This window comes from Kribbella lupini, from assembly GCF_039529595.1.
Taxonomy (GTDB): Bacteria; Actinomycetota; Actinomycetes; order Propionibacteriales; family Kribbellaceae; genus Kribbella; species Kribbella lupini.
The window spans coordinates 365,123-390,005 of the sequence record NZ_BAAANC010000001.1 but is presented as its reverse complement, the minus strand read 5'-3'; the positions used below and the strand labels follow the sequence as shown (position 1 = coordinate 390,005).

The following is a 24,883-nucleotide window of genomic DNA, read 5'->3' as shown; positions in this document are numbered from 1 at the left end:
TCCGACAGCCGTCGGCTTGCATGATCATGCAGGAGACTGCATACTTATTCTCATGTCCAAGGTGATCTCCTCTCTGCCCGTCGGCGAACGCGTCGGCATCGCCTTCTCCGGAGGGCTCGACACGTCGGTCGCGGTCGCCTGGATGCGCGACAAGGGCGCCGTCCCCTGCACGTACACCGCCGACATCGGCCAGTACGACGAGCCCGACATCGGCTCGGTCCCCGGCCGGGCGAAGGCGTACGGCGCCGAGATCGCCCGCCTGGTGGACTGCCGGGCGGCGCTGGTCGAGGAGGGCCTGGCCGCGCTGACCTGCGGCGCGTTCCACATCCGCTCCGGCGGTCGCGCGTACTTCAACACCACCCCGCTCGGCCGCGCGGTCACCGGCACGCTGCTGGTCCGGGCGATGCTCGAGGACAACGTCCAGATCTGGGGCGACGGCTCGACGTACAAGGGCAACGACATCGAGCGGTTCTACCGCTACGGCCTGCTCGCCAACCCGAACCTGCGGATCTACAAGCCGTGGCTCGACCCGGCGTTCGTCACCGAGCTCGGCGGCCGCAAGGAGATGAGCGAGTGGCTGCTCGCCCACGAGCTGCCGTACCGCGACAGCACCGAGAAGGCGTACTCCACCGACGCCAACATCTGGGGCGCGACCCACGAGGCGAAGACGCTGGAGCACCTCGACACCGGGATCGAGACCGTGCAGCCGATCATGGGCGTCGCGTTCTGGGACGCGGACGTCGAGATCCCGGCCGAGGACGTCACGATCGGGTTCGAGCAGGGCCGGCCGGTGACGATCAACGGCAAGGAGTTCGGCTCCGCGGTCGACCTGGTGATGGAGGCCAACGCGATCGGCGGCCGGCACGGCCTGGGCATGTCCGACCAGATCGAGAACCGGATCATCGAGGCGAAGAGCCGCGGCATCTACGAGGCGCCGGGCATGGCGCTGCTGCACGCGGCGTACGAGCGGCTGGTGAACGCGATCCACAACGAGGACACCGTCGCGTCGTACCACAACGAGGGCCGTCGGCTCGGGCGGTTGATGTACGAGGGCCGCTGGCTCGACCCGCAGTCGCTGATGCTGCGGGAGTCCCTGCAGCGCTGGGTCGGCGCCGCGATCACCGGCGAGGTCACCCTGCGGCTGCGGCGCGGCGAGGACTACTCGATCCTCGACACCACCGGCCCGGCGTTCAGCTACCACCCCGACAAGCTGTCGATGGAGCGCACCGAGGACTCCGCGTTCGGCCCGCTGGACCGGATCGGCCAGCTCACCATGCGCAACCTCGACATCGCCGACTCCCGCGCCAAGCTCGAGCAGTACGCCGGCCTCGGCATGATCGGCACCGCCCACGCCGAACTGATCGGCACCGGCATCCCGCAGCTCATCGGCGAGATGCCCGAAGGCGGCGCCGACCTGATCGCCTCCCGCGGCGAGGTCGACGACGAAGCCGCCCTCCTGGACCGAGCCGCGATGGAGTCGGGCACGGACTGACTCGACGCCCAGCCGTTTCCCAGGAAGCGGCTGGGCTGTTTCAGTCGGCGACGAACCGAACTTCGGGACCCCACCGCCAGGTGCCACGAGGATGACGGTCGACAGGCACGAGCCCACTCAACACCGAGGCCTGCTGAGAGCTCGTCGGACCTCTTGCTGGGCTTGCTCGGTGGACCACCTGGCGAGTTCGGGCCAGTCGTGGGTACGCCGAAGATCCTGGACCAGGCGGGTGCCGACCAAGTACCCGACGCGGTCCGGGAAGGGCGACCCCTGGTTGCGGGTCAGGTACCGACCGACGACCTCGTCGTCCTCCGACTCCAGGTCGGACAGGATCGCCGACTCCGCTGCAGGGAGGACCTGGAGGCAGTCCACGAGCCAGTCGTCGTACCCGTCACCGAACCACAGGTGTTCGGCCAGCCCGTACTCCGGCAGCAGCTCGGCGGTGAGTGCCGTGGCAAAGCCCTCGGAGTAGATCCACTGGCCCAACGGGCCGATATCGGTCCAGGGAACCTCCGGCAGCGGGAGTTGCACCGCGTGCGCGAACTCGTGCGCCGCCAGGATCCGCGCCGCCGTGGCATCCGGGATCCGTTCGACGGCCAGGAACAGCGTCGGCCGGCCGCCGAAGTCGCTCACCCAACCGTTCGCTGTCCCCAGGCCCACCATCACCACGGCCTGCAGCTCGAGATGACGCGCGTCCAGCACCGGCGCGACCAGCTCCGCCGCCTCGTGCACCCAGCCGTCCGCCGCCTCGGCGTTGGCCCGGATCAACTCCAGCGCTTTCGGATAGAGGCCAAGCGCCGCCCGCGGATCGGGCTCGCGCCCACTCCTGCGGAAATCGTCGATCACCTCCGGATGGCGTTCGACGTACTCGGCCCAGAGCGTGAGCTGACCCTGCTCGTCCTCGGCGCGGGCCTGGTCCCAGAACTCCAGGAAGTCCGGTACCAGGTTCCGCACGGTGATCGGCATCTGCCGATCGTAGAGCGACAGGCGGTCGACCAACGACGGCGTTCGACCGCACGTGCTCAGTCGACACCGACCGACTGGCGACGGCGACGCACGGACACGGCCCAGCCGACGCCGGCTGAGAGTGGGGGCGACGGATAGACACGGCTCAGCCGACACCGACCGAGTGGCGACGGCGATGGGTGGACGCGATTCAGCCGACGCCGACGGACTGGTGGGTCGGGTTGATGACGGCGACGACGCGTTCGTCGCCTCGGGGGTAGGGCTGGCCGGCGTACTTGATGGCGAGTTGGTCGACGATCTCCCAGGCCGCGTCGCCTTCGAGCCACTCGACGACGTGGCCGCGGATGACGACCGGCTCGAACGGGTTCTCCGCGGGGGCGATCGACAGCGCCAGCCGCGGGTCGCGGCGGAGGTTGCGGGCCTTGCGGTTGCCGGGGCCGGTGAACAGGACGACGTGTTCGCCTCGGGTGCCGACGTACACGGGGACCGAGTGCGGTGAGCCGTCGGCGGAGACGGTGGCCAGGTGGGCGATCGACGTGCCTTCGAGCACACGGCGTACGGCGGGGTCGAGCATGAGGTGCTCCTTCGACAGGTAGAGCGCGGGTGCGGGGATCGGACGGGCGAGGGGACGAGCGAGCGGCCGGGCGGGGGTGAGCGGGCGAGCCAACGGGCGAGCGGGCGACAGCGTCAGCGCGGGTTCTTGCTGCGCCAGGTGAAGTAGTCGGCGACCGCGGACGCGGGGTCGAAGCGCGGGGCGAAGCCGGTCTCCTCGGTCAGGCGGGTGATGTCGAGGTACGGCTTCTCGCCGGGGTCGGGCACGCCGCCGGTTCGCTCCGGGCGCAGGGCAACGGGAGTGACCGCGTCCAAGGCCGCAGTGAGGTCGCGGTTGGTCGACGGCCGGCCGGCGGAGACGTTGTACGCCGTGTGGTGCAGCGCGTCCGCGACTGTCAGCAGCGCGATCGCGCGGCCGGCGTCGGGGGCGTAGCAGTTGTCGCCGCCCTCACCGGCCGGGAACGGCCGCGGCGTCTCTCCGCGCAGTACCGCGCTGACGTACGCCGGGATCGGGCTGAACGGCGACTCCGGATCCATCAGCGGACCCCAGATGCTGCCGATCCGGAGCAGGACCGGCTCGACGCCGCTGCCCTGGAGCGCGTGGACCGTGACCGGTTCGACGGCCTTCTTGAACGCGATGATGTGGTGCGGCAGCTCCACGGTCGGCAGGTCGAGCTCCTCGTGCCACGGGATCTCGGGACGGCCGCTGTACACCCCGATGCTGCTGGCGACGGCGAACCGCCGGACGCCCCAGGTCCGCGCGGCGTCGAGCGCGTTCAGCAGACCGGTCAAGTCGGCGCGGTAGAAGTCGACCGGGTTCTCGCCGGGAATGGTGCCGGCCAGGTGGACGATCGCGTCGACGTCATATCGGTTGCCGAGGGCAAGAAACGCGGCCCTGTCGGTGACGTCGAGGGCCTCGACGGCGACTCGTCCGTCCAGGAAGGACGGCACGTCGGTCTGGCGGTACGTCGTAGCGACGACCTCCTCGCCGAGCTCGACCAACGCGTGCGCGGTGTGGGCCCCGATCATGCCGAGGCCGCCGGTGACGAGGATCATCGGACCACCTCGTAGTGCAGGTGCGTCACGCCCGGGGCCGCGACGGCTTCGACCAGGCGCAGGTTCACGTGGTGCGGGAGCTCCTGGAAGAAGCTGCGCCCGCCGCCGAGCAGGATCGGGACCTGGTGCAGCACGATTTCGTCCACCAGTCCGGCGGCCAGCGCGGTGCTCACCACGCCGCCGCCCATCAACGCGACATCCTTGTCCCCGGCAAGCTTCTGGGCGACCGCGACGGCATCCTCGATGCCGGATGTCACCAGCGTCTGCCGGTCGCTCATCCCCGGTACGACGCCGGACGGCGCGGCCGGCCCAGCAGATGACGCCGACGGCCCGGACGGCTCGGCGGGTGCGGACGACTCGCCGCAAGCGGACGGCCCGGCGGGTGCGGACGGCCCACCGGAAGCGGACGGCTCCGCCCCAAGTCGATCGGCCGACGCATCCAGCGGCCGATGGCTGACCACCACCAGCGGCGCCGTCGGATGCGGCGTACCCCCGTCGATCCACCCGGAGTCGTCGTACGTGTTGCGCCCGGTCAGGCTCACCCCGACCCGGCTCGCCAAACCGTCGAACACCCGCGCGCTCGCCTCGCTCAACCGGAACCCGTCGAACTCCCGGCTCGGCGTGTCACCGTTGAAGTACCAGTCGAACAGCATAGACCCGTCCCCCAGCCCCCGCCCCGGACCGGGATCGCGCCCGGTGATGTACCCGTCGACCGACACCGACAACGCAGTGATGACCTTGCTCATCTCACTCCCTCAGATCCCTTGCGGAAAAGCAAAAAACCGGTGCGGGTCGTAGGCCCGCTTGACCGCCTGCAACCGCGCATAGTTGTCCCCGTGGTACGCCGAGGCCCAGTCCTGGAGCGCCGGATCGGGAAAGTTCGGGTACACCCCGCCGGACCCGTCGACATGGCCCGTCGCCCACGCAGCATCGATCCACGGGTCCCCGACGTCGGAGACGTACTCCAGCAGGAACCTCGACGACCGGTGCGCGAACGCCGTCGCCTCCGCGGCGACCCGGTTGTAGGTCCCGCCCATCGCCGTGAACGAAAGCTCCCGCCCGGCCGACAGCTCCCCCACAAGGGACGCGACCGTGCCGGCCCGCAACGACGAGGTGAAGAACTCCGACCGCATCCGCAGCGCAGGCCTCTCCAGCGGATCGGCAAAAGAACTCTTCAGCTCGGCGTACGCCAACCCACCCCGCAGCTCAACAGAACTGCCAAACGCCGACAACAGCTCGCGAGTAGCCGCCACCCCGAGCATCGAAGCCCCGAACAGCCGCGCCCCGCCGGCCCCCACACTCAGATTGACCGTCACCTCGTCCGGAGCATCCGGCGCCCACTCCTGCCACGCCGACACGAGCTCCGCGAGGTCGATCCCCGCCCATCGCGCCTCGATCCGCGTCATCACGGGCTCAGGCACGCTCGCGAACCGCAGCGACGTCACCACCCCGAACTGCCCACCGCCAGCCCCGCGCAACGCCCAGAACAACTCCGGCTCCGACGACTCGGAACACTCGACGACCCGCCCGTCCGCCAGCACCACCTGTACGCCGACCAGCCGGTCGCACGTCAGCCCGTACTTCCGCCCGAGCAACCCGATCCCACCGCCCAGCGTCAGCCCGGCGATGCCGACCCCGGGCCCGCACCCGCCCGGCACAGCTCGTCTATGACGGTGCAGCTCGGCGTACAAGGTCCCCAGCAGCACCCCGGCCCCGACAGTTACAACACCGTCCCGCACCGAGATCTCGTCGAGCCCCGACAGGTCGAGCACGATCCCGTCCGTCGACGACCGCCCGGCGAAGCAGTGCCCGCCGCCGCGCGGTACGACGCGCTCCCCCGACGCGGCGCCTTGCCGCAGCCCTTCCACGACGTCCGAGACCGACCGGCACACCATCACCAGCCGCGGTTCCACGGTGATCATGCCGTCGAATCTAGGTCCGGCGCTCCGCCCGGTCTTGAACAAATCGAGCACGCAGGAACGGCCGGTACGACGCCGAGTGGTCGTGCCCGCACCCGCACAGATCCACCGTCCCGCCCAGCAACTGGGTCGGCGTGAGCCCGGTCAGCCGCAGGCACTCGCGACTCAGATGCGCCTGGTCGGCGTACCCGACGTCGATCGCCAGCCCCGCGGTCCCGTCCGCGCCGCGCTTCCCCGACGCCGCGGCACCGGCCTGCGCCAGCGCGAGAAACCCCTGGAACCGCAGCGTCCGCTGCAGCACCTTCGGCCCGACGCCGGTCGACTGCAGACACCGCCGCCGCAACTGGCTCGCCGAGAGCGCGAGGTGATCGGCCAGCGCGTCGATCGTCAGCGGCCGCCAGGGCATCAACGCCCGCACGGCCTCGCCCATCAACGGATCCAGCCGCCCGCGGAACTCCTGCTCCAGATGCTTCTGCAGCACCATCAACGCCCGTTCCGGCGTACCGGCCAACGCCATCGTCTCGACCAGCCGATCGACCAGCCCACCCCACAGGTCGGTCAGGTCCAGCCGCTGATCCACCAGATCGTCGAGCCCCGCCGGCAGCGGCGGCGCGGTCCCCGGCATGAACCGGACGCCGACGATCGTGGTCCGCGCCGGAATCACCTCGACCTCCGGCCCGGTCAACGGCCCCACCAACTGCGGCCGCCCACCGATCGGGAAGTGGATCTCGACCCCACCCGTCGGCAGATGCCGCTGCACGTACGCCGCGTCGCCGGTTCGCTGGATCCACACCGTCCGCACGACGCCTGCCAGCGCTGCCACCGGCGCGCGCTCGACGTACGACTCCACCAGCCCATGCTCGCACCGAACCGGCCCACCGACCCCGGGTCAGCCGCCGGCGACCACCGTCGCCGAACCCGCGTCACCGCCGGCGACCACCACGGTCGAGGCATCCGGGGAAGTCCCCGCGACCACGAAGTCCGCCCGCTCCCACGGCCGGTCGCGCTCGAGGAACGGGATCTCCGACGCCATCCACTCGTGCCAGAAGGCCGTCGCCGCCCGGGCGTCGCCGTTCACGCCCGACGCGATGTCGCGCGCGATCCCCCGCCGCTCGGCCTCGGCGAAGTCCGACTGCACCCACACCAGAACGTCGATGAGCCCGGCCAGCGCCCGCTGCCCGGCGCCGACTCCCTCGACCACCACCAGCAGCGAGGCGTCGGCCTCGATCGCACCCGTCCGACCGTGCACGTCCCAAGCCGGCGGCCGGTACGACACGGCTTCACCTCGCCGTACGGGCTCCAGCACGCCCTCGGCCAGCAACGAACTCCACCCGAACATCGGCGCGTGCCACGCCACGTCGTCGACGTGCACCACCGTGCCGCCCGCAACGCCGGCCACCCGATCGGCCAGCGTCGACTTGCCGCTCCCGCTGCGCCCGTCGACAGCGACCACGCGCGGGCGCGTGCTCAGCAGCCGCTCCACGAAGTCGTCGAGCGGAACCGCCTGCCAGTCGTCGAAAACCGGTTCGCCAGGGCCGGGGTGCATGACTGCATGATGTCCTCATGGATCCCCTCGAGACCACCCGCCGCCTGGCCGCCGACCTCTTCCCGACGGCGATCTGGGTCGTGCTCGGCGGCAGTGTGCTCACCTCGGCGCGGACGGCCGGCTCCGATCTCGACGTCGTCATACTGCTGCCGGACGGCACACCGGGTGCACCGCGCCGCGAGTCCATCGAGTACGACGGCTGGCCGGTCGAGTTGTTCGTGCACGACCGGGCCAGCCTCGCCCACTACCTCGCCCGGGACGGTCGCCGGCCCGCGCTGCACCGGATGGTTGCTCTCGGCACCGCGGCGGTCGGAGATCCCACCGACGACCAGAAGGCGGCCCGCGAACACCTCGACGCCGGCCCGCTGCCGCTCGATCAGGCCGAGAAGGACAGCCTCCGCTATGCGCTGACCGATCTGCTCGACGATCTCACGCACGCGCCGGCGGACGAGCAGGCCGTCATCGCGACGTACGCCTGGATTCGCACTGCCGAAGCTGTTCTGCAGTTTCGCGACCACTGGGTCGGCAACGGCAAGTGGTTGCTCCGCGAGCTCCGTGATCTCGACCCCGCGTACGCCGACCGGTGGCTGGCCGCGCGCACCAGCACCACAGCGATCCGGGCGCTCGCCGAGGAGGCGCTGGTCCTTGCCGGAGGCCCGCTTTTCGCGGGCTACCAGGCCGCCGGCGAGCGGCGTTGATCCAGGTTCGCCGAACGATCCGCGGTGTTAGTCTGACCGGATCATGGCCAGTGACTCCGCCGTTCCGGACTACGAGCTCGAGGAGACCATCGAGCTCACCACGGCCGAGCAGGTGCGGGCGATCAGCGACCCGCTGCGGACCACGATCCTCGGCCTCCTGCACGAACGCGCCGCCACCGTCAGCGAACTGGCCGCCGCCGTCAAGCGCCCGAAGAGCACCGTCGCCCACCACGTGAAGGTGCTCGCCGACGCCGGCATCCTGCGCGTCGTCCGGACCCGCAAGGTGCGCGCGATCGACGAGCGGTACTACGGCCGCGCGGCCCGGATGTTCTTCGTCGGCCTCGGCCGCCGCGTCGACGGCGTCGACCTGCCGCCGGACTTCAACGACTTCGAGGTCGCCGCGAAGGAGTCCACCAGCGCGTACGACGCCGGCCAGCTGCGCTCGTTCATCCGGCACGCGCGGATCCCCGACGAGCGGGTCGCCGAGTTCTGGGACCGGGTCGAGCAGCTGGTGCACGACTTCGACACGCTGCCCCGCTCCGGCGACACGACCTACGGCTTCGTCACCGGCGTCTACCCGATCCTCGACTACCCGGCGCTGCCCCCGCGCAAGGACGACCAGTAGTGCGATCCGCTCGGGCTCTTGCCTGTTCCTCTCACCTGTGGCTGGATCGGGTTGTCGTAGGGTAGAGGTCGTGCTTGGCTGGGAGCGTGCCCCGAGACCAGTTGAGCGAGCTTCGTGACCGCATCGCTGTGCACGCGCGTCCGGACCTGTCGACCGCCGTCGACGGTCTGACGCTGTCCAAGGTCGAGTACTCCGCGCCGGAGTACTCGCTCACCGAGCCGCTGCTGGTCGTGATGGCCCAGGGCGCCAAGCGGCTGCTGCTCGGCGACGAGATCTTCGACTACCGCGCCGGGGACCTGTTCGTCGTGACGACCGATCTCCCGGTCTCCGGGCACTTCGTCGGCGCGAGCGCGAAGACGCCTGCGCTCGGAATGGGCATCACCTTGCGGGCGGAGGCGATCGCGCCGCTGCTGCTGCAGGCTCCGCCAGTACGCCGTACCGGCACCCCTGCCATCGCGACCGGCCCGGCCAGCGCCGAGATCCTCGACGCCGCCCTCCGGCTCGTCCGCCTGCTCGAGTCCCCCGCCGACATCCCGGTCCTCGCCCCATTGATCGAGCGCGAACTCCTCTGGCGCCTGCTCACCGGTCCGCACGCCGACGTCATCCGCCAGATCGGTCTCGCTGACAGCAGCCTCAGCCACGTCAACCGCGCGATCCACTGGATCCGCGACAACTACGCCGAACCGCTGCGCGTTGCCGACCTGGCGAGCCTGGCCGGCATGAGCCCGGCCGCGTTCCACCGGCACTTCCGCGGGATCACCAACCTGAGCCCGCTGCAGTTCCAGAAGCGCATCCGCCTGCAGGAAGCGCGATCGCTCCTCGCGGCCCACCCGCGCGACATCGCCGGCGTCGGGCATCTGGTCGGCTACGACAGTCCGTCGCAGTTCAACCGCGAGTACCGCCGCCTGTTCGGCACTCCGCCCGGCGCGGACGCCGCCCGCCTGCGCACGGTCTAACTCGTCGCACTGGTGTAACGCCGCAAGCCGCTCCGCCAGACCAGCCACGCCGCCGTACTGGTGCCTATGGCAACAATCGGCACACCCCAGAGTGCTCCACCCCTGAGCGCCTCCATCGGCACGGTCGCGATCATCGACACAGGCACGACGTACGTCAACACGACCCGAAGGCCCGACCCGTAGATCTGCACCGGGTACCGGCCGAACTGCCACACTGCGTCGTACAGCACGTCGAGACTCAGTCCGAGCGCCCAGAACACCACCGACGCGGTCACCACCCGTGTCGCCCACATCGTCACGGTCGCGGCGGCAACGACGACCAGCCACGCCGCGACACCGCCGGGCGTCACCTCGAGGTCGGCCCGGACGACTCCCGTGACAGCAATCCCGACACCGAGCCCCACCCGGATCAACGCGGTCGGCGCGGACGAGCCGAGGCTGGCGAGCAAGATGCTCGGCGCCGGCTGCAGCAGGATCGCGTCGAGCCGCCCGCTCTTCACCTGCTCGCCGAAGAACTGCAGATTCGGCTCGACGAACGTCGTCCGCAGCCCGCTCAGGATCTGGAACGTGCCGAGCAGGGCGATCGCCGCGCCGGGGCTCCATCCGCCCAACGTGCCGGTCCGGGTGTAGACGACGAGCAGCGCGGCGACCGAAGCGCCCGCACCCACGATCGTCACCACCAGCTCGAAGAGCAGGTCCGCGCGGAAGGCGACCGCCCGCCGTACGGACAGCGAGAACAGCACACCGAACAACATCGCTAACCTCCGAACGCTGTGAATCGACGAACCGCGCGCCGCCAGACCAGTACGGCGACCAGCACGGCCACGGCCAGCCAGCCGGCCTCGACGGCGTACACCTCGAGCACGTCCTCGATGTTGCCTGCGGCAACCTCAGCCGGTGCCCCGAGCATCGACCAGAACGGCAGCACCGAGCCCACCGACCGGAACGGCTCGGGAAGGAAGGTCAATGGCGCCGCCGTACCGCCGAGCAGGAAGATCATCGCCTCGCCCATCCCGACCACGCCGTGCGCCCGTTGCGTCCAGACCGCCGTCAGCGCGAGCGTGTAGGTGAAGACGAACCGGAGGCCCGCCGCGAGCACGATCGCCGGCACCGCGAGCACGAGGTCGACGCCGTCCGGACGGATGCTCGCGAGCAGTGCGACCACGACGATCACCGGCGCGCCGAAGGCCAGGTGCCAGCACCGCAGCGCCAGGTTGGTCCCGAGGAAGTCGAGCACGACCGGCCGCGGCTTCAGCAGCTCGACGGCGAAGTCGCCGGCGTAGATGCTGCCCGCCAGCGTGTGGTGCTCGTAGGAGACCGTCATCAGCTGGACGGCGAGCAGCAGCACGTAGTACGTCGAGATGCCACTGTCGCCCGGCACCGCCGCCGACCACACGAACAGCCCGAGCAGCGGCGTCACGACCTGGCCCGCGACCAGCGTGATCACGAACGAGCGGAAGCTCCACCACTCCACCGAGCTGCGCCAGAACCCCATCCCGAGCAGCAGCGCCGTACGACTGGCGGTGCTCACGAGGGGATCCCGTCGCGGTAAAGACGCTCCATCACGACGTCGAGCGACGGGTTCTCCGCGAACTTCGCGGTGAGCGCGGCCAGCTCGCCGTCGTACCGGATGCGGCTCCGGTCGATCAGGATGACGCGTTCGCACAGCGTCTCCACGTCGGTCATGTAGTGGCTGGTCAGCAGGATCGTGGCGCCGGTGCTCGCGGCGTACTCGGCGACGAACCGGCGCAGCGCGCTCGCGGCGAGGACGTCGAGGCCGAGCGTCGGCTCGTCGAGGAACAGCACCTTCGGCCGGTAGAGCAGGGCCATCGCGAGCCCGGCCCGCATCTTCTCGCCGAGGCTCAGGGCGCGAATCTGGCGGCGCAGGAGGTTCCCGAGGTCGAGCAGGTCGACGAGGTCGTCGACGGTCGTGTCGGTGCGCGGTACGTCGTACAGGACGCGCTGGTACTTGAAGGAGTCCATCACGGTCAGCTCCGTCGGGCCGCCGATCGGCTGGCTGCCGCGGATCAGCGCGATCTGCCGCAGGTACTCGCGTCGGCGCTGCCACGGGGTGAAGCCGAGGACGCTGACGTCGCCGCTCGTCGGGTGAAGGATGCCCGACAGGATCTTCATCGTGGTCGTCTTGCCCGCGCCGTTCGGGCCGAGGAAGCCGACCACCTCGCCTGCGTGGAGGTGGAACGAGAGGTCGGTGACCGCCTCGATCTGCCGGTACTCGCGGTGGGTGACCGCTTTCAGCGCGGCCCGCAGACCGGCTTCGCGGACGGGCGCCTGGAAGGTCATCGTCAATCCGTCGACCTGGACAACTGCCATGGATCTCAACCTAGAAGTGTGATGCAAGAATTTAAGGTTGCCCGCCGGGGACGGATTTCTGGCGCGCTCGGACCCCTCCAGCCGTCGTTGAAGGGCTTCGTGAAAGACAGATGACAGCGGCGTGCGGTCTACTGGGGCGCATGATCAGGCTCTACATGTCGATGTCACTGGACGGATTCGTGACCGGACCGGACGACCGCGCGGGACAGGAGCTCGGCCGGGGCGGCTTCCGGCTGTTCAACTGGCTCGACGACCGGACGGGGACCGGCGTCAACGGGCAGGTGTACGCCGAAGCGATGGCGACCGGAGCGGTGATCGCGGGACGCCGGACGTTCGAGCTGGCCGGGCAGTGGAACGGCGACCACCACGACGGCGTACCGATCAACATCCTGACGCACCGGACGGACCTTGATCCGCCGCCTGGCAGTGCTCGGTACTACGACGACGTCGCCGCCTGTGCCGCCGACGCACGCGCTGCGGCCGGCGACCGCGACGTCATGGTCCACGGCGCCGGCGCCGCCCAGGCCCTACTCGCTGCCGATGAGCTGGACGAGCTGGAGATCCACCTGGTGCCAGTACTCCTCGGAGCCGGCCGCAGCCTCTTCGACGGCCAGTACGTCGAGCTGGCGCCCGTCCGCCAACTCCAGGGGCGTGACGCCACCCACCTGCGCTACCGGGTACTCCGCACCGGCGAGAAGTAGGCCAGCGCGACCCCGGCCAACATGCCAAGGCTGCTGATCACCAGGGCCGCTCTCAGGTCCAGCACTGTCCCCACCAGCCCGCCGACGAGGGCGCCGACTGTCTGGCCGCCGATCACCAGCGTGCGCCAGGCGGCCGTCGTACGGCCTAGCAGGTGATCGGGCATGCGTGCTTGCCTCAGAGCACGCTGCGGTACGCCGTACAGGGAGAGGCCTAGGCCCGCCATCGCCTGTCCCACAAAGACGAACGGCCACCAGGTGCTCGCGAGCGCGAACCCAGCACACGCGGCCACGCTCTGGCCGATCAGGTACGCCCGGCCTGTCCCCAGCCGCCTGCTGCACACCGGCGCGACGAGTGCGCCCAGGACTGAGGCGACTCCGAGCGTCGTGACCGCCACGCCGAGCTGGACCGCCGACCAGCCGAGGTCCCGCACCACGTACAGCACGACCAGCGGTCCCTGCATGGCCCCCGCGATTGCCGCCACGGTCGCCGACCGGACCAAGGGGTTGAGCACCGGATCCGCGAACAGCTCCTTCAACCCGAGCGACTGCCGCTCCGTGTGCCCTGGCGTCTGCCTCTGCTGCCTTTCCCGCGGCGGCTCCTTGATCAGGTACGTCGCCACCGCCGACCCGACGTACGACACCGCATCCACCGCGATCGCGAACGGCGCACTGACCGCCTGCACCAGTACCCCGCAACCGAAGGCCCAGCCGTCGATGCCAGCGTCTGGCTCAGCGTCGTCGCGCTGTTCGCCTCGACCAGCTCCTCACGCCGTACCAACGCCGGCAGCAACGCCAACGACGCGGTATCGGCCGCCACGGTCAGCGCCCCCACCAGCGCCGCCGCGACGTACAGATACCCCATGCTGAGGTCTTCGGTTGCCGCCAGCAACGGAATCGCCCCCAGCAACCCCGCCCGCCCCAAGTCGGCCCCCACCATCAACCGCCGCCGACTCCCCCGATCGACCCACACCCCCACCGCCAGCCCCAGCACCAGCTGCGGCACCACCCGCAACGCCGCCAGCACCCCCATCTCCCCCGCCGAGGCCCCCAACCCGACCACCGCCACCAACGGCAACGCCACCCCCGACACCGCCGACCCCGCCGCCGAAACCCCGATCCCCACCCACAACTTCCCGAACTCCGGACTCCGCGGCCATCCCATCCCCGAACCCTGTCGGCGGCTTGCTCCGTCCACCACCCTCGTTCACCCCGAGCGAACCGATTTCACCTTCAGCAGAGGCCGGGATCGCACTGGGCGGAACCGTCGGCGCCAGTCACTTGGCGTGGCCTGCCGATACCGCTCGTGATCGAGAGCTAGTAATGTGTGCCTCGGTCGAGGGTCCGCTCGGCACAGCTCGGGAACTTGGGGAAGGTCATGCAGCCAGAGGCGCCACAGTCCACGGTCAACGAGTCCATTCCGACAGCGGCTCGAATGTACGACTACTACCTCGGCGGCAAGGACAACTTCGCGGCCGACCGGGCCGCCGTCGAGGAGCTGGACAAGGTCGTCCCCAGCACCCGCGCCCTGGCGGTGAACAACCGGCAGTTCCTGCAGCGAGCGGTACGAGCCCTGGCCGAGGAGCACGGCATCCGGCAGTTCCTCGACATCGGATCCGGCCTGCCCACGCAGGACAACGTGCACCACGTCGCCCAGAAGGTCGACCCGGACTCGCGCGTCGTCTACGTCGACAACGACCCGGTGGTCCTCGCCCACGGCCGCGCCCTGCTGGTCGAGGACGAGCGCACCACAACGGTCATCCAGGCCGACATGCGCGACACCGAGACGATCTTCAACCACCCCGACACCGTCCGGCTGATCGACTTCTCCCAGCCCGTCGCCGTCCTGTTCAACTCCGTCTTCCACTGCATCCCCGACAGCGAGACCGACGGCCCGCCGGCCGTCGTCCGCCGCGTCAAGGAACGCCTCGTTCCCGGCAGCTACCTGGTCATGTGCCAGTTGGTCAGCGAAGACGCCAGGATCCGCGAGTCCGTCACCAAGATCATGGACCAGGTCACCCAAGGCCACTGGGGACGAGTCCGCCAGGAGCAGGACGTCGCCGCCTGGTTCGAAGGCATGGACATCCTCGACCCCGGCCTCGTCGAGGTCTCCACCTGGCGCCCCGACAGCATCCAGGTCCCCGCCAAGCAGCTCACCACCGAGTGGATCGAGTACGGCGGCATCGCCCGCCTCCGCTGACCTGATTTCCGTACGCCGGCGGCTTGGCGCCTCGCCCCAGGCGATCTCCGCCAAGCCGCATCATGCCGCAGTGCTTCGCGTTCGACCGCCTCGACCACACCTCTGCGCTGAGTCTGCGTGACATCCCCCGTCGAGTGATCATGGATGGATGGCGCAACTCCACGACATCGTCTTCGACTGTCACCATCCCGCGTCCGCAGCCCGCTTCTGGGCCGGTGCTCTGGACGGCTATGCCGTCGCACCGTACGACGAGGCAGAACTCGAACGTCTGCGCTCACTGGGGATCACCAGCACCGAAGACGACCCGACCGTCCTCGTCGAACCGGCGCACGGAGGACCTCGCCTGTGGTTCCAGCGCGTGCCAGAGCCCACCCGTGGAAAGAACCGGGTACACCTCGACCTACTGGCCGCAGATTCGGAGCTCGAGATCCAGCGCCTCACGGCCCTCGGCGCAACGGTTCAAGCCCGGCACCCGGGGAACACCGTCCTGACCGACCCCGAAGGCAACGAGTTCTGCCTGTCACAGTCGACCTGACGGCGCGCACCTGACGAGCGCGGCGTCCGACTTCGACGCCTTCGTCGTCGCTCCAGGATTCGCGATCACGTCGTAGCTCGCTCGGCCACGTGGCCGAGGCCGGCAGTTCCTGTGTGGACCCGGTGGGGCGTTACTCGAATAATCTTCGACAGGGGAGATCCTTGCGCAACTGCTGGACCGGACGCGATCGGACGTACGTCATGACTTCGAACAGTCGACTCGTCCCCAGACCGAACACAAGATCTCGCAACGCGTGGATGCCGAGTCAGTATCTCGGCTGGTACAGGCCTATGTGGCCGGGACATCAACGACTCAGTTGCGAGACATGTTCGGATTGAGTCAGGGCACAGTAGTACGGCTGTTGCAAAAAACATGGCGTAGAGACGCGATTCAAAGGCTTGAATGAGTCGGGCACGGTACCGCTTGCAAGCTGTACAGGTCCGGACTCTCACTCGTGCAGGTTGGCCAGAAGCTAGATCGCGCGCGCCAAGTACCATACGAAAAGCGCTCCTTCAGGCTGGCGTGCCGATGCGTCCTCGGAGCGGCCTGAAGCATGGGTAGCGACGGCGGGCAGTTGTACAGCGCTCGTCCGGTTGGAGCATCCAGCGGCCAGCCGATCGGTACGACGTCAGCAAGATGACCGACCGCGAGCGGGTAGTTGTTCAAGATACTTAGCAGCAGGGTGTCCAACAACTGAGAGTCCTTTTCTGTCGGAGGCGTGCCCTACTCTTCGGATTGGAACATCAGGGGCAGGGCTGGAGGACGGTATGGCATCGGAATTCGACAACTTAGCGGCGGGCACCGAGTGGCGTCGCTGCGCGCTTCAGGTCAATCCGTTGTCCTACCTGGAGGCGAACGGGAAGTCACTCGATGGGTTGGACAACGAGAGCAGCTACAACGCTGCAATCGTTGCCGCACTAGTCCACGCAGGCATCTCGGTCATCGCCATCACTGATCACTGGTCGGTCGACTCGGGAGCGGATCTTCGGATCGCAGCCGAGGTTGCAGGGCTCACGGTCTTTCCAGGTTTCGAAGCCACGGCCAAGGACGGCGTGCACCTGCTAGTCCTGTTCGATCCGGCGAGCGACACTGCCAACATCAATAGGAACATCGGCGAATGCGGTATCCCAGCTGACTGTCGGGACGCCCGACCCGGGTCGCTCGACACTCTCGAGCTGCTCGAATGCGCCGAGAAGTGGGGAGCGGTAACCGTTGCCCCGCATGTGACGACTGGTGGAGGGCTGTTGGACAAGCTCAGCGGGCAATCGGCGGTGCGGGCCTGGACTGACGCTCGATTGCATGCCGTCGGCGTTGGTGGGGCGACACCCAGCCAGGCCAACGCCGCTATTCTGGCCAACAAGGATCCCGCCTACCGACGCGGCAACCCGCTCGCCGTCCTCAGCGCCGCCGACATCAGCAGCCCTGCCGACGCCGCGAAGGCAGGGAGTTCGTGCTGGATCAAACTTTCGAGCCTAACTATCAGCGGCCTCGACCTAGCGTTCCGAACCCCCGAGACGCGGGTTGCCCGAACCGATCCCACAGAGAGCACACACGCCCGGATCGTCGGAATCGGCTGGGAAGGCGGATTCCTCGACGGAGTGACGATCAGATTGAACGAATCGCTCAACGTGCTTATCGGCGGTCGAGGTTCAGGAAAATCAACAGTTGTTGAGAGCCTCCGGTACGCACTTGGCATCGCTCCACTTGCCAAGTCCTCGATCGATGAGCACGACTCGATGGTCAACAATGTGCTCGGCGCAGGAACCAAGATCCGCCTCGAAATCCAGGTTCGGGTCCCAGCGCCGGCCATCTACACCATCGAACGGTTGATAGGCAGCAAGCCGGTCGTCCGCGAGTCGACAGGTGCTCTACTCCATTCGGTACCTAGTGATCTGCTGCGTGGTACCGAAGTCTATGGCCAGCGAGAACTTGCCGAGTTGGCCCGCGACAAACAACGGCTCACGTCGCTCCTCGCCCAGTACCTACCGGATGGCGCAGACCACAGCGAGGCAGCCGTGGGGCAGTTTCGTGATATCGAGCGGTCTCGGCGAGACATCCTGGCTCTGCGGGAAGATGTCGAGACACTTGACGGAAGGCTCGCGCGCATGCCTGTCGTCAAGGAACGGCTAGCACGCTTCGATGAGGCCGGTGTAGGAACGAAACTACAGGACCAAGAGCGCACTCAACAGGAACAGCAACTCCTGAGCAGGGCCTCGTCTTCAATCCAGGAAACACCCGATCTTGTCGACGCACTCATCGTCGAGACCGACTACCTCGTTGGCGAAGAAGTCGCAGAGTTGCCGAATGCAGAGGTACTCAGTCGCGCAAAGTCGTTCCTCGACAACTACAACGCCGCTGTCACAGCAGCCATGAGCGAGCTGACCGCTGCACGCCAGAAGACCGAGGCCGATTTGAAAGCGCTTCAAGCGGAGTGGGAGGGCGAGACAGAGCAAGTCCGGGGTGCCCTTGAGAAGGTACTTCGCGCACTTCAACCAGACGGCATCGACGGCGACGAATACCTACGCCTCCGCCGCGAGTTGGGCTCTCTGACCCCCCTGACGGGCAAGCGCGCCGCTAGGCAGGCCGAGCTCGACCAGCTCATCACCGACCGCGAGGGCCTGCTCATCGAGGCTGAGGACCGACGCGCCTCGAGGCTGCGTGATCTCCAGAAAGAAGCGAAGAAGGTCGGCAGAAACCTTCCAGGCATCGTAAAAGCAAGCGTGCGTGATGGGGACGATCGGACCGCCCTGACCAGTCTGCTAGACAATCGCATCAGCGGACGCCTCGATCGTGTGCGGGCGGCGCTCAACGATACGGAGCTGCTATCGCCTCGCGCCTTCGTCCAGGCTTGCCGCAACGGAGGCGACGCGATCATCGCGGCATATCCGACAATCACCCCGGCGCAAGCCTTGTTACTAGCCGGCGCCTCTGAGGAAACACTCATGCTGGCCGAGGAGATTGATCTCCCGATTAGTACCGACTTGCAACTCAATGTCGGAACTAAGGAGTCGTATACCTGGCGGAACCTCGATCACCTATCTACAGGCCAGAAGGCGACAGCTCTGCTGCTCCTGCTCATGCACCGCGGCGACGGACCGCTCATCATCGATCAGCCGGAAGACGATCTCGATAACCGCTTCATCTACGAGGACATCGTTCCACGACTGCGCGCCACCAAGGGCAAGCGCCAAGTCATCTTCTCCAGCCACAACGCGAATATCCCAGTGCTAGGTGACGCCGATCAGATCGTGTCGCTCGTCGCCGAGGATGGCAGCAACGGCGTTTCCGGCAGGATCATCGACGACGGCCTCGGATCCATCGACCACCCTCCAGTCCGCGCGATGGTCGAAGAGCTCCTAGAAGGCGGCCGCGAGGCTTTCAACACCAGGCGGTACTTGTACGGATTCTGACCACTCCCGCCGCTTAGCCAGGCGGGTGCCTTGTCCCGTGACCACCTGGCTGAGCCTCATGACTGCTAGGCAGTTGTTTGTAGTACGGCACCGACGGTGCCATTTTGTGGGGCGGGTGGGGCTCGAACCCACGACCCAGGGATTATGAGTCCCCTGCTCTGACCGGCTGAGCTACCGCCCCCGGCGCCTGGTCGGCGCTTGTCGGGAGATCGTATCTGGTGCGTCCGAGGATGTCGGCGCCGGAGGATAACCCGGCGAGGCCTTTGCATGATCGTGCTTATCCACAGACGCACGGTTACCTCCCGGTCACTTGGCGTAGTTGTCCACCGATTGCAGATCGACCCGTTCTGGTGCCGTGTTTCGCGGCACCATCCCTTCAAGAGAGAGGGGAGCAACGATGGCCACGATCGACTGCGATGCCGCTGATGTGACCGGGCTGGTCGCCTACCTGCGCGACCTCGGGCGGCACGAACTGCTGAGCCCGGACGAGGTGTACGAGTTGTCGTCCTGGATTGAGGCCGGCGTACTGGCCGCCGATCAGCTGGCCCGGGCGGCGCCGACGACGGACCGGGAGGAGCTCGCCCGCCGTGCTGAGCTGGGCGCGGTCGCCGAGCTGGGTCAAGCCGCACGCCGACGGATGATCGAGGGGAACCTCCGCCTCGTCGTGTCGTTGGCGAAGCGGTACGCCGGCAAGGGCCTGTCGTTGCTCGACCTGATTCAGGAGGGCAACATCGGGCTGATCCGAGCCGTCGAACGCTTCGACCACAAGCTCGGACACCGCTTCTCGTCGTACGCGATCTGGTGGATCCGGCAATCGCTCGGACGGGCGGTCTCCGACCGGTCGCGCCTGATCCGCATGCCCGCGCAGGCGTACGTCGACGCCGGCCGTGTGGCGTCCGTCCACCGCGACCTGATCCAACAACTGGAACGAGAACCCACCACCGAGGAACTGGCCAAGGCCGCGTCCCTCACCGTCGCACGGGTCGAACGCGCCCAAGCTTGGAAGGTTCGGCCTGCTCCGCTGGACCTCAACGAAGCCGATCAGCTGATCGACGACGAGGAACTCCTGCACCGAGCAGCCCTGATCCGAGACCTGCATTGCCAACTCGAGCATCTGGACGACCTGGCCCAGGACATCCTTCGGCTGCGCTTCGGCCTGCACAACGCACCGCTGTCCAGCTTGGAGGAGACCGCTGAGCGACTCTGCCTACCACCCGCGAAGGTGCGGGCGCTGGAGCTGGAAGCGCTCCGCAACCTCCGCAAGTCGCCTGGGCTGCGGGAGTACTCGAACTCGACCTGATGCTGCCGGCTCTCAGACCCGGCGATGCGCGCCGGGTCTGAGCTGACAGCTCCGTCAGATGTCGTAGATGCCGTTGATGTCGCGCCCGAACGTGCCCGCCGGAGTCTCGACCTCCAGGTAGTAGAACTCCTCGGTCACCGGGTGCGCCTTGAGGTACGCAAGCGCCTGCGCCCGGTCGTCGGCGCGGTAAGCCTCGTACGTCGCCACCTGGCCGTCGTCGGACAACCGCTGCACCTTCTCGATGAACTCGAGGGTCAGCGTCGGGTCGGCCTCCACCGAATCAGGAAGGAGAACATGTTCGTCGATCAGAGCCTGCAGACGGGCGTGAGCATCGTCGTCGGGCGCCGAGGCGAGCAGCGTCTGGAGCGCCTGCTCGGCCGGCTCACGCCCCAACCGAAGCGACTCGGCGCTCGGCGCACCGAAGCTCATCGTGTGCCCCCGAATCTCATCGCGCAGCACGAGCACCGTCCGCTCGCAGTCGCTGTCTGCCTGGAGGTCCCACAGCGCAGCACCCGCAGCAGCCCGCACCGCCGGATCCAGATCGGCAAGCCGATCAACCAACTCCTCAACCTCAGCCACAGTCGCCGTACCGGGCTCGGGCCCCTGCTGCACAGCAGCCAGCCGAACCGCCGGATCCGGGTGATTCAGGTACCCAACGACCATCCGAGTCCGATCGCCCGCCGGTACGCCGTCGAACAGCTTCGCGACATCAGGCCGAGCCGGCAGCTCGATCGCGTCCCCGTCCCCCAGCCCGTACCGATCCGGCACAGAGACGGTCTTGGGCCGCCGGAAGATTCGCATAACCCCCAACTTAGGCAACAAGCCCCACCCACGGCCAAACGCCCGCGCTGCTTGTGGTCGTCGCAGGCGGTACACCTGCCGCGCACACACTCAATCGTGCGCGGGTCTGCGCCCGTCGCCAACTCCACACGGCGACGGCAGGCCTGCCTCGTGTCCACTGAGCCCGTACCGCTCCACTCACCACCCGCTCCCGGCCGTCGAGCCCTACACGCCGCTCCCGAGACCGCGTCACGACCCTGCTGTCAGGAGCGGTGACCTCTGACCGCGTGCGGCGAGGTGGTGGGCTGCTGGCGCGGCGGTAGCAGGCGGCTGTTTGTGGGGTGGGCAGGGTGGGGGTTGGAGCGGGCTGGGACGATGGGGGTGTGTTGAGACTTCGGCGTTCGGTGTGGCCCCCTGAGTTGGTTGAGGGGGTTCGGGTTGCTGCGGGTGGGCGGGACGACATCTTGGCGGCGGTGCAGCTGACGGATGAGTCCTGGGTCGCTGGGACTCGGTCCGCGGTTTATCTGCCGGACGGGGACAAGGTTCGGCGGGTCGGGTGGGAGGCGATCGAGCGGGCGGCGTGGGACTCGGAGGAGTCGGTGCTGCGGGTGTTCGAGACCACTGCGTTCGGTACGCCGTTGCGGTCGACCGATCTGGCGGTGGACGACCCGGGGCGGTTCGGGCAGCTGCTGCGGGAGCGGGTGGACGCGAGCATCGTCGTACAGCGTCATGTGCCGCTGGTCGGGAAGAAGGGTGTGCGGATCGTCGGGCGGCGTAACCCCGCGACGACGGACGCGCCGGTGGCGTGGAACTTCGTTCTGGACAAGGGATTGGAGCCGAATCGGCCGGGGCTGATCGAGCAGGCCGAGGCGGCGTTGCGGTCGGTCCGGGACGAGTTCGGAATCTGACGCGAAAGGCAGTACAGGCGGGCGATCGCGGGCGGCGAATCCCGTTTTTGTAGTTCGGCCCGATCCTGCTAACCTAATCCGGTCCTCGGGGATCGGGGGCAGGGAAACACCAACGATCCCGCGTAGCTCAATTGGCAGAGCAGCCGGCTGTTAACCGGCAGGTTACTGGTTCGAGTCCAGTCGCGGGAGCAACAAACGAACGACCGGTTCCGAGCATCGGAACCGGTCTTTTTGTTGTCCGTACGGCGGGTGGTGGTTGCCGTCGGCTTGATGGGTGCGGCGCCGCGGTGGCTGAGGTGAAGAAGAGCACAGCGAGGGCCGATCAGTCGCTGTGGGCCGACCATTTCGGTGGTCGCTCGTTTGGTGATCGCCGAGTCGGCGGGCGCGGGCGCACTGCATGAGCACGTGAGCGCCCGGCGTTGCGGCGGGCGCGGGTTGGGTCGCCCCGTCGCTCACGGCGACGGGGCGGTGGCTGGGTGGGTCAGCTCTTGTTCTTGCGGCGTTCCAGGGCGCGCTGGATGCGGTGTTGTGGTTGCCCGGTCAGCTTGGCGATCAGGGGGACGCGGTACTTGAATGCCGCGACGGCGCCCACGATCAGCACCAGCAGGATGAACCAGCCCATCGAACTTCTCCTTCGGTCGGACCTGGACTCCATCATCCCCTGTGGGCGGTGAGAAGCACTGGGTCAAACCCCTGAGCTGGCCCTGGTTTCTCGTTCGGGAGGTTGATGCGGCGAGGGCGGTGTGGTGCTGAACCCACTTGGCATGGCGGGGTAAAGCTCGGCGGCGATGCGGCCGGGAAGCTCGCTTGGGGCTGAGGTTGCGGCGGCCGGAAGGGAATACGAGAAGGAGGCGCGCCGGTGGGCGGGTTGCAGTCGTGGCGAGGCCGGGGACGGGCGCGTCGGCGGGTTGCAGGTCGTGGCGAGGCCGGGGCCAGGTGCGCCGACGGTCGGGCCCTGATGCGCAGGCCCTGCAAACCGCTACAGCGCGCCGGAGATGGCTTGTTCTCTCAGTTCGGTTCGGTACTGCTCGAGGGCGATGAGTTCGCCGAACATGCGGTTGTAGTCGTCGGCCTTGTCGATGGGGTTGGTGCGCTGGAGTTTCGACTTGAGGTCGGCGATGCGGCGCAGGCAGGTGAGTTCCTGGAGGCGGGCCAGGTGGGCTCGGGCGAAGCGTTCGTCGGGCTCGCGGCCTAAGCGTAGGCCTTCGACTGCCAGGGCGGAGACGACCGCGGCGGCCGGGTCGTTGCCCATGGCATCGCGAACGGCTACCACCCAGGCTTCGCCGGGGGCCGCCTGGGACGGGCCGCCGACCTTGGCCATGGCGGCGCGGACGGCGGCCAGCCACGGGTGGGTGAAGTCGTGGTCGTCGAGCTCGTCGAAGGCGACCCCGAGCAGGGCCGGGTACTGCATCGCGAGCTTGAGGACGTCCCATTCCATTTGGAAGCGGGGCTCGCGCGGGGACGGGAGGTTCTGGCGCGGGGGCGGCGGTGCCTCGGTCTGTACGACGACCGGCGTGCGGTCCGCGGCACCGGGCCGGGCGGCGGGAGTAGGACGGGAAGCAGCCCGGTGCACCTCGGTGCGGACCTGGTCGACCTCCATGCCCAGCAGCCCGGCCAGCTCGCGCGTGAACGCGTCGACCTTCGACCGGTCTCGGACGCTCACGACCAGGTGCGCCGCGTCCCGCAGCGCGTCGATCCGGCCGTCGGCCCGGTCGAGGTCGTACTTCCGCAGCCGGTCGATCAACACGAAGCGGTACAGCGGCACGCGTCGGCCGATCAGCTCGCGGACCGCCGCATCGCCCTTCTGCAGCCGCAGGTCGCACGGGTCCAGCCCGTCCGGCTCGACCGCGACGTACGTCTGCGCCGCGAACGCCTGGTCGCCCTCGAAAGCCTTCACCGCGGCCCGCTGCCCCGCCGAGTCGCCGTCGAAGGTGAAGATCACCTCGCCGCGGAACTGGTCGTGATCGAGCAGCAACTGCCGCAGTACCCGCGCGTGGTCCTCACCGAACGAGGTGCCACAGGTCGCCACAGCAGTCTGTACGCCGGACAAGTGGCAGGCCATCACGTCGGTGTAGCCCTCGACCACGACCGCCTGCTTGCCCTTGGCGATCTCGCGCCGGGCGAGATCGACGCCGTACAGGACCTTCGACTTCTTGTAGATCGCCGTCTCCGGCGTGTTCAGGTACTTGGCCTCGATCTTGTCGTCGTCGAAGAGCCGCCGCGCGCCGAAGCCGATGGTGTCGCCACTGGCGTCCCGGATCGGCCACATCAGCCGGCCGCGGAACCGGTCGTACAGCCCGCGCTGCCCCTCGGCGCACAGCCCCGACGCGACCAGCTCGGAATTCGAGAATCCACGCCCCCGCAGATGCGCGACCAACTGCTCGCCACCGCGCGGCGAGAACCCCACGCCGAAGTGCGCCGCCGCGTCGCGGTCGAAGCCGCGCTTGTCCAGGAACTGCCGACCCAGCGTCGCCTCGGGCGCGCCGAACAGCAGCTCCGAGTAGAACTCGCCGGCCACCTTGTGCGCCTCGACCAGACGCGGCCGCTGGTTGCTCTGCGACTTCGGGATCGGCGCGCCGGAGTCGTCGTACCGCAGCTGGATGCCGACCTTGGCGGCGAGCGTCTCGACCGCCTCGGCGAACGTGATCTGATCGATCTTCTGGATGAAGTCGATGACGTCGCCGCCCTCTTGGCAGCCGAAGCAGTAGAAGAACCCACGCGCCGGGGTCACGTTGAACGACGGCGACTTCTCGTCGTGGAACGGACACAGCCCCTTCAGCGATCCACCGCCGGCGTTCTTCAAGGTCACGTACGAGCCGACGACGTCGTCGATCCGCGCCCGCTCGCGCACCAGCGCGATGTCCTCTTCCTTGATCCTGCCTGCCACCCCGCGAGTCTACGGTGATCCCGA

Annotated in this window: 25 protein-coding genes and 2 tRNA genes; 11 read left to right on the top strand and 16 right to left on the bottom strand. The window is 68.3% G+C overall.

The window, feature by feature from the left end; all coding sequences use genetic code 11:
• Nucleotides 1–52 precede the first annotated feature (52 nt).
• Nucleotides 53–1,492: an argininosuccinate synthase gene (gene argG / locus ABD235_RS01870; RefSeq protein WP_344168289.1), complete on the top strand. Its 1,440-nt coding sequence runs from the start codon at nt 53–55 to the stop codon at nt 1,490–1,492.
• 117 nt (nt 1,493–1,609) lie between these two features.
• Here the strand turns inward: argG and ABD235_RS01865 are convergent, their stop codons facing one another.
• The 7 genes from ABD235_RS01865 to ABD235_RS01835 all read right to left on the bottom strand — a co-directional run bounded on the left by ABD235_RS01865 (nt 1,610) and on the right by ABD235_RS01835 (nt 7,531).
• Nucleotides 1,610–2,458, bottom strand: a complete 849-nt coding sequence (locus ABD235_RS01865; RefSeq protein WP_344168286.1) for a DUF2268 domain-containing putative Zn-dependent protease — start codon at nt 2,456–2,458, stop codon at nt 1,610–1,612.
• Between the two features lie 190 nt (nt 2,459–2,648).
• On the bottom strand, nt 2,649–3,032 hold the full coding sequence (locus ABD235_RS01860; RefSeq protein ID WP_344168284.1) for a TIGR03618 family F420-dependent PPOX class oxidoreductase: 384 nt from the start codon (nt 3,030–3,032) through the stop codon (nt 2,649–2,651).
• Nucleotides 3,033–3,145: 113 nt separating this feature from the next.
• Entirely contained in the window at nt 3,146–4,066 is a 921-nt protein-coding gene (locus tag ABD235_RS01855) for an NAD-dependent epimerase/dehydratase family protein (RefSeq protein ID WP_344168281.1), read from the bottom strand.
• Nucleotides 4,063–4,812, bottom strand: a complete 750-nt coding sequence (locus ABD235_RS01850) for a dihydrofolate reductase family protein (protein ID WP_344168278.1) — start codon at nt 4,810–4,812, stop codon at nt 4,063–4,065. The genes ABD235_RS01855 and ABD235_RS01850 overlap by 4 nt, the downstream gene beginning before the upstream one ends.
• A 9-nt stretch (nt 4,813–4,821) precedes the next feature.
• Nucleotides 4,822–5,988 carry an FAD-binding oxidoreductase gene (locus tag ABD235_RS01845; RefSeq protein WP_344168275.1) on the bottom strand — a complete coding sequence of 389 codons (1,167 nt, stop codon included), beginning with the start codon at nt 5,986–5,988 and terminating at the stop codon, nt 4,822–4,824.
• Between the two features lie 10 nt (nt 5,989–5,998).
• Complete coding sequence (locus tag ABD235_RS01840) at nt 5,999–6,835, bottom strand: DUF6597 domain-containing transcriptional factor (RefSeq protein WP_344168272.1); 837 nt, start codon at nt 6,833–6,835, stop codon at nt 5,999–6,001.
• A gap of 39 nt (nt 6,836–6,874) precedes the next feature.
• Nucleotides 6,875–7,531 (bottom strand): uridine kinase family protein, encoded by a 657-nt coding sequence (locus ABD235_RS01835; RefSeq protein ID WP_344168270.1) that lies wholly within the window; start codon nt 7,529–7,531, stop codon nt 6,875–6,877.
• Between the two features lie 17 nt (nt 7,532–7,548).
• On the opposite strand from ABD235_RS01835, the gene ABD235_RS01830 reads away from it, so the two are divergent.
• The 3 genes from ABD235_RS01830 (at nt 7,549) to ABD235_RS01820 (ending at nt 9,810) form a co-directional block, all read left to right on the top strand.
• Nucleotides 7,549–8,229 carry a nucleotidyltransferase domain-containing protein gene (locus ABD235_RS01830; RefSeq protein ID WP_344168268.1) on the top strand — a complete coding sequence of 227 codons (681 nt, stop codon included), beginning with the start codon at nt 7,549–7,551 and terminating at the stop codon, nt 8,227–8,229.
• 43 nt (nt 8,230–8,272) lie between these two features.
• Nucleotides 8,273–8,854 (top strand): ArsR/SmtB family transcription factor, encoded by a 582-nt coding sequence (locus ABD235_RS01825; protein ID WP_344168266.1) that lies wholly within the window; start codon nt 8,273–8,275, stop codon nt 8,852–8,854.
• Nucleotides 8,855–8,955: 101 nt separating this feature from the next.
• Nucleotides 8,956–9,810 (top strand): AraC family transcriptional regulator, encoded by an 855-nt coding sequence (locus ABD235_RS01820; protein ID WP_344168264.1) that lies wholly within the window; start codon nt 8,956–8,958, stop codon nt 9,808–9,810.
• On the opposite strand, the gene ABD235_RS01815 is transcribed toward ABD235_RS01820, so the two are convergent.
• From ABD235_RS01815 to ABD235_RS01805, 3 genes are read right to left on the bottom strand one after another with little or no spacing between them, the layout of a single operon-like run.
• The gene (locus ABD235_RS01815) at nt 9,807–10,565 is read right to left on the bottom strand and encodes an ABC transporter permease (protein WP_344168262.1); all 759 of its coding nucleotides are present in this window, start codon (nt 10,563–10,565) and stop codon (nt 9,807–9,809) included. The genes ABD235_RS01820 and ABD235_RS01815 overlap by 4 nt on opposite strands.
• Before the next feature lie 2 nt (nt 10,566–10,567).
• Nucleotides 10,568–11,341, bottom strand: a complete 774-nt coding sequence (locus tag ABD235_RS01810) for an ABC-2 family transporter protein (protein WP_344168259.1) — start codon at nt 11,339–11,341, stop codon at nt 10,568–10,570.
• Nucleotides 11,338–12,141: an ABC transporter ATP-binding protein gene (locus tag ABD235_RS01805; RefSeq protein ID WP_344168256.1), complete on the bottom strand. Its 804-nt coding sequence runs from the start codon at nt 12,139–12,141 to the stop codon at nt 11,338–11,340. Before ABD235_RS01805 ends, ABD235_RS01810 begins: the two co-directional genes overlap by 4 nt.
• Nucleotides 12,142–12,281: 140 nt before the next feature.
• Between ABD235_RS01805 and ABD235_RS01800 the strand changes: the two genes are divergently transcribed.
• The gene (locus tag ABD235_RS01800) at nt 12,282–12,842 is read left to right on the top strand and encodes a dihydrofolate reductase family protein (RefSeq protein ID WP_344168253.1); all 561 of its coding nucleotides are present in this window, start codon (nt 12,282–12,284) and stop codon (nt 12,840–12,842) included.
• Here the strand turns inward: ABD235_RS01800 and ABD235_RS01795 are convergent.
• A complete protein-coding gene (locus tag ABD235_RS01795) occupies nt 12,812–13,525 on the bottom strand; it encodes an MFS transporter (RefSeq protein WP_344168250.1) in 714 nt (237 codons plus the stop codon). The genes ABD235_RS01800 and ABD235_RS01795 overlap by 31 nt on opposite strands.
• Nucleotides 13,447–14,004 (bottom strand): MFS transporter, encoded by a 558-nt coding sequence (locus tag ABD235_RS01790; protein WP_344168248.1) that lies wholly within the window; start codon nt 14,002–14,004, stop codon nt 13,447–13,449. The genes ABD235_RS01795 and ABD235_RS01790 overlap by 79 nt, the downstream gene beginning before the upstream one ends.
• A gap of 270 nt (nt 14,005–14,274) precedes the next feature.
• On the opposite strand from ABD235_RS01790, the gene ABD235_RS01785 reads away from it, so the two are divergent.
• The 3 genes from ABD235_RS01785 (at nt 14,275) to ABD235_RS01775 (ending at nt 18,984) form a co-directional block, all read left to right on the top strand.
• Nucleotides 14,275–15,039, top strand: coding sequence for an SAM-dependent methyltransferase (locus tag ABD235_RS01785; protein ID WP_344168245.1), 765 nt, complete (start codon nt 14,275–14,277; stop codon nt 15,037–15,039).
• A 148-nt stretch (nt 15,040–15,187) separates the two neighbouring features.
• Entirely contained in the window at nt 15,188–15,574 is a 387-nt protein-coding gene (locus ABD235_RS01780; protein ID WP_344168242.1) for a VOC family protein, read from the top strand.
• A gap of 767 nt (nt 15,575–16,341) precedes the next feature.
• Nucleotides 16,342–18,984, top strand: coding sequence for a TrlF family AAA-like ATPase (locus ABD235_RS01775; RefSeq protein WP_344168238.1), 2,643 nt, complete (start codon nt 16,342–16,344; stop codon nt 18,982–18,984).
• Between the two features lie 107 nt (nt 18,985–19,091).
• Here the strand turns inward: ABD235_RS01775 and ABD235_RS01770 are convergent.
• Nucleotides 19,092–19,165, bottom strand: a tRNA-Ile gene (locus ABD235_RS01770).
• Between the two features lie 216 nt (nt 19,166–19,381).
• On the opposite strand from ABD235_RS01770, the gene ABD235_RS01765 reads away from it, so the two are divergent.
• Nucleotides 19,382–20,284, top strand: coding sequence for a sigma-70 family RNA polymerase sigma factor (locus ABD235_RS01765; protein WP_344168235.1), 903 nt, complete (start codon nt 19,382–19,384; stop codon nt 20,282–20,284).
• A 54-nt stretch (nt 20,285–20,338) separates the two neighbouring features.
• On the opposite strand, the gene ABD235_RS01760 is transcribed toward ABD235_RS01765, so the two are convergent.
• The gene (locus ABD235_RS01760) at nt 20,339–21,085 is read right to left on the bottom strand and encodes a hypothetical protein (protein WP_344168232.1); all 747 of its coding nucleotides are present in this window, start codon (nt 21,083–21,085) and stop codon (nt 20,339–20,341) included.
• Nucleotides 21,086–21,537: 452 nt separating this feature from the next.
• On the opposite strand from ABD235_RS01760, the gene ABD235_RS01755 reads away from it, so the two are divergent.
• Both ABD235_RS01755 and ABD235_RS01750 read left to right on the top strand, forming a co-directional pair.
• On the top strand, nt 21,538–21,972 hold the full coding sequence (locus ABD235_RS01755) for a hypothetical protein (RefSeq protein WP_344168229.1): 435 nt from the start codon (nt 21,538–21,540) through the stop codon (nt 21,970–21,972).
• Between the two features lie 116 nt (nt 21,973–22,088).
• A tRNA-Asn gene (locus ABD235_RS01750) sits at nt 22,089–22,161 on the top strand.
• A gap of 292 nt (nt 22,162–22,453) precedes the next feature.
• Here ABD235_RS01750 and ABD235_RS01745 read toward each other — a convergent pair.
• The gene (locus tag ABD235_RS01745) at nt 22,454–22,594 is read right to left on the bottom strand and encodes a hypothetical protein (RefSeq protein WP_184793674.1); all 141 of its coding nucleotides are present in this window, start codon (nt 22,592–22,594) and stop codon (nt 22,454–22,456) included.
• Between the two features lie 357 nt (nt 22,595–22,951).
• Nucleotides 22,952–24,859, bottom strand: a complete 1,908-nt coding sequence (gene dnaG, locus ABD235_RS01740; protein WP_344168223.1) for a DNA primase — start codon at nt 24,857–24,859, stop codon at nt 22,952–22,954.
• Nucleotides 24,860–24,883 lie beyond the last annotated feature (24 nt).

What these genes read in the sequence shown, in the direction of transcription:
- argG (WP_344168289.1), top strand. Translation starts at nt 53, where the DNA reads ATGTCCAAGGTGATCTCCTCTCTGCCCGTCGGCGAACGCGTCGGCATC.
- ABD235_RS01865 (WP_344168286.1), bottom strand. Translation starts at nt 2,458, where the DNA reads ATGCCGATCACCGTGCGGAACCTGGTACCGGACTTCCTGGAGTTCTGG.
- ABD235_RS01860 (WP_344168284.1), bottom strand. Translation starts at nt 3,032, where the DNA reads ATGCTCGACCCCGCCGTACGCCGTGTGCTCGAAGGCACGTCGATCGCC.
- ABD235_RS01855 (WP_344168281.1), bottom strand. Translation starts at nt 4,066, where the DNA reads ATGATCCTCGTCACCGGCGGCCTCGGCATGATCGGGGCCCACACCGCG.
- ABD235_RS01850 (WP_344168278.1), bottom strand. Translation starts at nt 4,812, where the DNA reads ATGAGCAAGGTCATCACTGCGTTGTCGGTGTCGGTCGACGGGTACATC.
- ABD235_RS01845 (WP_344168275.1), bottom strand. Translation starts at nt 5,988, where the DNA reads ATGATCACCGTGGAACCGCGGCTGGTGATGGTGTGCCGGTCGGTCTCG.
- ABD235_RS01835 (WP_344168270.1), bottom strand. Translation starts at nt 7,531, where the DNA reads ATGCACCCCGGCCCTGGCGAACCGGTTTTCGACGACTGGCAGGCGGTT.
- ABD235_RS01830 (WP_344168268.1), top strand. Translation starts at nt 7,549, where the DNA reads ATGGATCCCCTCGAGACCACCCGCCGCCTGGCCGCCGACCTCTTCCCG.
- ABD235_RS01825 (WP_344168266.1), top strand. Translation starts at nt 8,273, where the DNA reads ATGGCCAGTGACTCCGCCGTTCCGGACTACGAGCTCGAGGAGACCATC.
- ABD235_RS01815 (WP_344168262.1), bottom strand. Translation starts at nt 10,565, where the DNA reads ATGTTGTTCGGTGTGCTGTTCTCGCTGTCCGTACGGCGGGCGGTCGCC.
- ABD235_RS01805 (WP_344168256.1), bottom strand. Translation starts at nt 12,141, where the DNA reads ATGGCAGTTGTCCAGGTCGACGGATTGACGATGACCTTCCAGGCGCCC.
- ABD235_RS01800 (WP_344168253.1), top strand. Translation starts at nt 12,282, where the DNA reads ATGATCAGGCTCTACATGTCGATGTCACTGGACGGATTCGTGACCGGA.
- ABD235_RS01790 (WP_344168248.1), bottom strand. Translation starts at nt 14,004, where the DNA reads ATGGGATGGCCGCGGAGTCCGGAGTTCGGGAAGTTGTGGGTGGGGATC.
- ABD235_RS01785 (WP_344168245.1), top strand. Translation starts at nt 14,275, where the DNA reads ATGTACGACTACTACCTCGGCGGCAAGGACAACTTCGCGGCCGACCGG.
- ABD235_RS01780 (WP_344168242.1), top strand. Translation starts at nt 15,188, where the DNA reads ATGGCGCAACTCCACGACATCGTCTTCGACTGTCACCATCCCGCGTCC.
- ABD235_RS01775 (WP_344168238.1), top strand. Translation starts at nt 16,342, where the DNA reads ATGGCATCGGAATTCGACAACTTAGCGGCGGGCACCGAGTGGCGTCGC.
- ABD235_RS01765 (WP_344168235.1), top strand. Translation starts at nt 19,382, where the DNA reads ATGGCCACGATCGACTGCGATGCCGCTGATGTGACCGGGCTGGTCGCC.
- ABD235_RS01760 (WP_344168232.1), bottom strand. Translation starts at nt 21,085, where the DNA reads ATGCGAATCTTCCGGCGGCCCAAGACCGTCTCTGTGCCGGATCGGTAC.
- ABD235_RS01745 (WP_184793674.1), bottom strand. Translation starts at nt 22,594, where the DNA reads ATGGGCTGGTTCATCCTGCTGGTGCTGATCGTGGGCGCCGTCGCGGCA.